Origin of the sequence: Clostridium sp. AM58-1XD (assembly GCF_003464085.1) — a bacterium.
GTDB lineage: Bacteria > Bacillota > Clostridia > Lachnospirales > Lachnospiraceae > Lachnoclostridium_A.
Window position 1 is genome coordinate 84903 of record NZ_QSDR01000018.1, and the last position, 6000, is coordinate 90902.

The window sequence follows — 6000 nt, forward strand, 5'->3', positions numbered from 1 at the left end:
AAAAGCGCTTGCTATTTCCGAAATTATTATGTACAATAAAAGGTAGTTGATTATTATTTAACAATCATATTAATATTCTTAGGAGGAATACAATTATGGCAGTAAGAGTAGCGATCAATGGTTTTGGACGTATCGGCCGTCTGGCTTTCAGACAGATGTTTCAGGCAGAGGGATACGAAGTAGTAGCAATTAACGATTTGACCAATCCGGCAATGTTAGCTCACTTATTAAAGTATGACTCTTCTCAGGGCAGATACGCTTTAGGCGATAAAGTTGTAGCTGGTGAGGACTCTATTACTGTAGATGGTCATACAATTAAGATTTATGCAGAGAAAGACGCAGCAAACCTTCCATGGAAAGAAGTTGGAGTAGACGTAGTTCTGGAGTGTACAGGCTTCTATACATCCAAGGCAAAAGCTCAGGCTCATATCGATGCAGGCGCTAAGAAAGTTGTTATTTCTGCTCCGGCAGGCAACGACCTTCCAACTATCGTTTTCAGCGTAAATGAAAAAGTTCTGACAAAAGACGATACAATCATTTCCGCAGCTTCCTGTACAACAAACTGCCTCGCTCCAATGGCAAAGGCATTACATGACTACGCTCCGATCCAGTCCGGTATCATGGCTACAATCCATGCATACACAGGTGATCAGATGGTACTTGACGGACCACACAGAAAAGGCGATTTCAGACGTGCCCGTGCAGCAGCTGTTAATATCGTTCCGAACTCTACAGGCGCAGCGAAAGCAATCGGCCTTGTTATTCCGGAATTAAACGGCAAGTTAATCGGTTCTGCACAGCGTGTTCCGGTTCCGACAGGCTCTACAACACTTTTAACAGCAGTTGTTAAAGGTGCTGAAGTAACAAAAGAAGGCATCAATGCAGCTATGAAAGCAGCTTCTTCCGCTTCTTTCGGATATACAGAGGAAGAATTAGTATCTTCTGATATTGTTGGTATCACTTATGGTTCCCTGTTCGATGCAACACAGACCATGGTTAACCACATCTGCGATGACTTATATGAAGTACAGGTAGTTTCATGGTATGACAATGAGAACTCCTATACAAGCCAGATGGTAAGAACCATCAAGTACTTCGCTGAATTAAACTAATTGAACACATCTGAAGGTTTCAGTGTGACAGCAGAGTAGATCCATCAGGGTCCGGTCGTCAGGACCGGGCCCTTTATTATATCATGGGAAAGAGCGCCTATGATATATGATATAAGAAACGCTTTGCAGGGATCGCACTGCGGCGATAAGGAATCATGCCGCTAAAGCGATTCGCCGCAGGCGAAGAGGATGTTGCAAAAAGGAATAGAGCATTGCCGCCGATGCCAGATGTAGTGACTTGGCCACTGCCTGGAACGAAATCTGGTATCGGCGGCAATGCGGATTCGACTTTTGCAACACCCCCTTTCTTCTATTATGGACCGTGCTCGTATATCGTTATGAGAGGAGATCATTTCAATGTTAAATAAGAAAACAGTTGATGATTTAAAAGATTTAAAAGGTAAAAAAGTACTTGTACGCTGCGATTTTAACGTACCGTTAAAAGAAGGCGTTATACAGAACTACAACCGTATTGACGGAGCGATCCCAACAATTAAGAAGCTCCTTGATCAGGGCGCCAGAGTAATTCTCTGCTCCCATTTGGGAAAACCGAAGGGAGAGCCTGTTCCGGAAATGTCTCTCGCTCCAGTTGCACCGGCGTTAAGCGAAAGACTTGGCGTAGAAGTTAAATTTGTGAATGATCCAAAGGTAACGGGAGAGGAAACACAGAAAATCGCTTCTGAGTTAAAGGACGGAGAAGTTCTCCTTCTTCAGAATACACGTTACAGAGCAGAGGAGACAAAATACGGCAAAGATGAAAATGCAGAAGGATATGCAAAAGAACTGGCTGCACTCTGTGACAACGGCGTATTCGTAAACGATGCATTCGGCACTGCACATAGAGCACACTGCTCAAACGTTGGAGTTACAAAGTATACACAGGAAAATGTTGTGGGATACCTGATGGAAAAGGAAATCAAGTTCCTGGGACAGGCTGTTGAGAATCCGGTACGTCCGTTTGTAGCGATCCTTGGTGGCGCTAAAGTTTCCGATAAGATCAATGTAATCAACAACCTGCTGGATAAGGTTGATACGCTGATCATCGGTGGCGGTATGGCCTATACATTCTTAAAGGCACAGGGACAGGAAATCGGAAATTCTCTTTGTGAAGAGGATAAGCTGGATTACGCTTTAGAGATGGTCAAGAAAGCAAAGGACAAAGGCGTTAACCTTCTGCTTCCTGTTGACCATGTTGAGGGAAAAGAATTTTCCAACGACACAGAGAAAAAGATCGTTGATGTAATCGACGCAGGCTGGTCTGGATTTGATATCGGACCGAAGACGATTGAAATGTACAAAAAGGCTCTGGACGGGGCGAAGACAGTCGTATGGAACGGACCGATGGGCGTCTTCGAGTTTGCTAACTTTGCTGAAGGAACACTGGAAGTATGCCGCGCAGTTGCAGAACTGGCTGACGCTACTACAGTAATCGGCGGCGGAGATTCCGTAAACGCTGTAAAGCGTCTTGGATTCGCAGATAAGATGACACACATTTCCACAGGCGGCGGCGCTTCCCTGGAATTCCTGGAAGGCAAAGAACTCCCAGGCGTAGCCGCAGCCGACAACAGGCATTGAGCACTTAGCGAGGTCAAATCGAGCTTAGTGCGAAAGTCGTTCCCGCCCCTAGGCGAGGTCTTGTCGAGCCGTAGTGAAGGGAACACCCCCGCGCCACTTAGCGAGGTTATATCGAGCTTAGTGCGAAAGCCGTTCCCGCCCCTAGGCGAGGCGAGGTGAAATTTAAATACCGGCCGTTTTTTGAACCGGCCTGAAGAGAGAGGTAAGTTAATTATGGCAAGAAGAAAAATTATTGCTGGAAACTGGAAAATGAACATGACTCCTACGGAGGCCGTTGAACTTGTCAACACATTAAAGCCGCTTGTAGTAAATGATGAAGCAGATGTAGTCTTCTGTGTTCCGGCTATCGATATTATCCCGGCCATGGAAGCTGCAAAGGGAACAAATATCTGCATCGGTGCAGAAAATATGTACTATGAAGAGAGCGGAGCTTATACAGGGGAAATTTCTCCGGCAATGCTTGTAGATGCAGGCGTTAAATATGTTGTTCTCGGCCATTCTGAGAGAAGAGAATATTTTGCTGAGACAAATGAGTCTGTCAATAAAAAGATGTTAAAAGCATTCGAGCATGGAATTACACCGATCATGTGTTGTGGTGAAACACTGGAGCAGAGAGAACAGGGCGTAACTATGGATTTCATCCGTCAGCAGGTTAAGGTTGGATTCATGGGCGTAACAGCTGATCAGGCAAAGACAGCTGTTATTGCATACGAGCCGATCTGGGCAATCGGAACAGGAAAGACCGCTACGACAGAACAGGCAGAAGAGGTTTGCGCAGGAATCCGTCAGTGTATAAAAGAAATCTATGACGAAGCCACAGCAGAAGCAGTTCGTATTCAGTACGGCGGATCGGTCAATGCAGGTAACGCAGCTGAATTATTTGCACAGGCTGATATCGACGGAGGTCTTGTTGGAGGCGCTTCCCTGAAGCCAGACTTTGGAAAGATTGTCAATTACAAATAATAGAAATTAAAATCGTCTGATCTTCCGTTTTTTAAGTAAGCGTAATCAGATATCAAATATGAAAGGCCGCATAAATATGAGATTTATGCGGCCTTTCATATTACAGTCTTTCATATTACATGTTATGTGATGCAATTTCCACAGCCTGCTGTTTTGAAAAACTCCTGTGGAGATGAGCTGCCATCAATGCGGCAATAACTGCAGATACAACGTCAGAAACGGGTTGGGCATAGAGAATGCCACCGATACCTGCAATGTACGGCAGAATCAGGATGGCAGGGACAAAACAGAGTCCCTGACGGCAGGCGCCGAGAATAAAACCTTCTTTTGCTTTTCCAAGAGCTAAAAAGAGTGAAGAATATACGGTATAGAAACCAAAAAGCAGGAAAGAAAAACCATTGGCCCGTAAGGCTCTTTGTCCTGCATCTATCATTTCAATATCGTTTATGGTGAATTGGGAGATAATTGCCGAAGGAAAGAAGGCTAAAGCCAGTCCGAATATGGCGCAGAATGCGGTGGACCATACGACAGAAGTTTTAATTGCAGCATGCAGGCGGCTGAAATTTTTTGCACCGTAGTTATATCCGGCAATTGGCTGAAAGCCTTTCATAAATCCGAATACCATCAGACTTCCCATAGCGATGATTCTCGTTACGGCTCCCATTCCGGCAATTACAGAATCGCCGTATTCTTTTGCCTGCAGATTGATCAGGGTTACAGATAAGCTGGTAAGCAACTGAAAAATGAGTGTCGGAATTCCAATTTTCATAATTTCAGATATGATCTCCCTGGAGAAACAGCACTCCCGAATACGAAAGCTGAACACGCTTTTTTTCCTGAATATGTACCACAAATATACGAAAGTAGAGACGAACTGAGAGATTGCCGTGGCGATCGCAGCGCCGGCTACGCCCAGATTCAGGCGGTAAATAAAGATCGGATCCAGGAGGATATTGAGCAGAGCTCCTGCCATTAATGCGGACATCGTAGTTTTTGCGGCGCCTTCACTCGTCACGATGTTATTCATGGTGACATTAAATACGCTGAAAATAGAAGAAATAATATAGATTTTTGCATATATCGCTGCATAAGGCAGTATACTTTCCGTCGCACCTAATAGTTTCAGAATTGGTATCAGAAAAATCACTGCGCACACGATGATGACAGTACCGACTAAAACGCTGCTGTACAGAGCAGAGCTGGCTGCTTTATTCGCCGTCTCTGTTTTCCCTTGTCCTAATAGCCTGGATATATAAGATGCGGCGCCGTTACCGAACAATAGGCCTAATCCAACGACCACCTGACCAAGGGGAAAAGCGACGGAGATCGCTCCCATCTGGCTTGTTCCCAGCCCCCCTACAAAGTAGGCATCTGCCAGATATATACTGCATTGATCATCATGCCGATCATAGCAGGGAGCCCCATAGCTAAGAGCGCCTTGTGCATTGGTGCCTTTCCCAGCAGGTACATTTTTTTATCGCATTCATTCATGATAAATCCTCCTTTTCATTGACATAAAGTGTAAAATACAGTACTATAAATTATAGTATTTTGGCCGTGAGTCATATACTACTATAATTTATAGTATTTGTCAAGTGAAAAAGGAGGACGTTATGGCAACAATCGACTTGATTGTATTGGGGATCTTAAAAAAGGAATCTTTAAGTGCTTACGATATTCAAAAATTAGTGGAGTATCGGAATATATCGAAGTGGGTGAAAATCAGTACGCCGTCCATATATAAAAAAGTCATACAGCTGGAAGAAAAGGGCTATATCAGGAGCAGTATTGTGAAAGAAGGAAAAATGGCAGAGAAAGCAGTCTATTCTTTAACGGATTCAGGAGAAGAAGCGTTTGAAAGTCTGATGATGGAAATTGCTGCTAAACCGATCCATATTTTACTGGATTTTAATGCCGTAATTGTAAATTTATCAAGCCTTTCACCGGATTATCAGAAGGCGTGTCTGTCAAATATAGAAAAAAATGTTAATGCTTTGAAGTCCTATATAGAGGAAAATATCTGTATGAAAGAAAAAAGAACGGATATTCCGGAAACAGGAATGGCGGTTTTAAAGCAGCAGTTTATCTTAGCAGAAGCGATTGAAACATGGATCAACTCTCTTAAGGATACCTTTGAACGATGAGGAGCGTCCAGTGATGTATAAACATTATGATATGAATTTTTAAATGCAGAGGCTAAAACAAAGAAATAAAACATATAGGACATATAGCACTAAAAACTGGTGTAATATAGGATGTAAGAATTAGAAATTTAAAAAAATATGTAATATAGGATGTAAGAATTAGAAATTTAAAAAAATATATAATATTTAAACTTTATTCCTAGAAT

The 6000-nt window shown here is 43.2% G+C and carries 4 protein-coding genes and 1 pseudogene; 4 read left to right on the forward strand and 1 reads right to left on the reverse strand.

All coding sequences use genetic code 11. The features are described 5' to 3' along the window. Positions 1-95 precede the first annotated feature (95 nt). From gap to tpiA, 3 genes are all read left to right on the forward strand, one after another. The gene (gene gap, locus DXA13_RS12600) at positions 96-1112 is read left to right on the forward strand and encodes a type I glyceraldehyde-3-phosphate dehydrogenase (protein ID WP_118244871.1); all 1017 of its coding nucleotides are present in this window, start codon (positions 96-98) and stop codon (positions 1110-1112) included. A gap of 357 nt (positions 1113-1469) precedes the next feature. Then, a complete protein-coding gene (locus tag DXA13_RS12605) occupies positions 1470-2687 on the forward strand; it encodes a phosphoglycerate kinase (RefSeq protein ID WP_118244872.1) in 1218 nt (405 codons plus the stop codon). A 213-nt stretch (positions 2688-2900) separates the two neighbouring features. Next, positions 2901-3650 (forward strand): triose-phosphate isomerase, encoded by a 750-nt coding sequence (gene tpiA, locus DXA13_RS12610; protein WP_118244873.1) that lies wholly within the window; start codon positions 2901-2903, stop codon positions 3648-3650. 115 nt (positions 3651-3765) lie between these two features. Here the strand turns inward: tpiA and DXA13_RS12615 are convergent. Beyond that, a pseudogene (locus DXA13_RS12615) lies at positions 3766-5141 on the reverse strand (MATE family efflux transporter). A 122-nt stretch (positions 5142-5263) separates the two neighbouring features. Here DXA13_RS12615 and DXA13_RS12620 point away from each other — a divergent pair. Then, positions 5264-5794 (forward strand): PadR family transcriptional regulator, encoded by a 531-nt coding sequence (locus tag DXA13_RS12620; RefSeq protein WP_118244874.1) that lies wholly within the window; start codon positions 5264-5266, stop codon positions 5792-5794. Positions 5795-6000: the final 206 nt, after the last annotated feature.

Excerpts from the sequence above, each read along its gene's own strand:
- gap (WP_118244871.1), top strand. The coding sequence starts at position 96 with ATGGCAGTAAGAGTAGCGATCAATGGTTTTGGACGTATCGGCCGTCTG.
- DXA13_RS12605 (WP_118244872.1), top strand. The coding sequence starts at position 1,470 with ATGTTAAATAAGAAAACAGTTGATGATTTAAAAGATTTAAAAGGTAAA.
- DXA13_RS12620 (WP_118244874.1), top strand. The coding sequence starts at position 5,264 with ATGGCAACAATCGACTTGATTGTATTGGGGATCTTAAAAAAGGAATCT.
- tpiA (WP_118244873.1), top strand. The coding sequence starts at position 2,901 with ATGGCAAGAAGAAAAATTATTGCTGGAAACTGGAAAATGAACATGACT.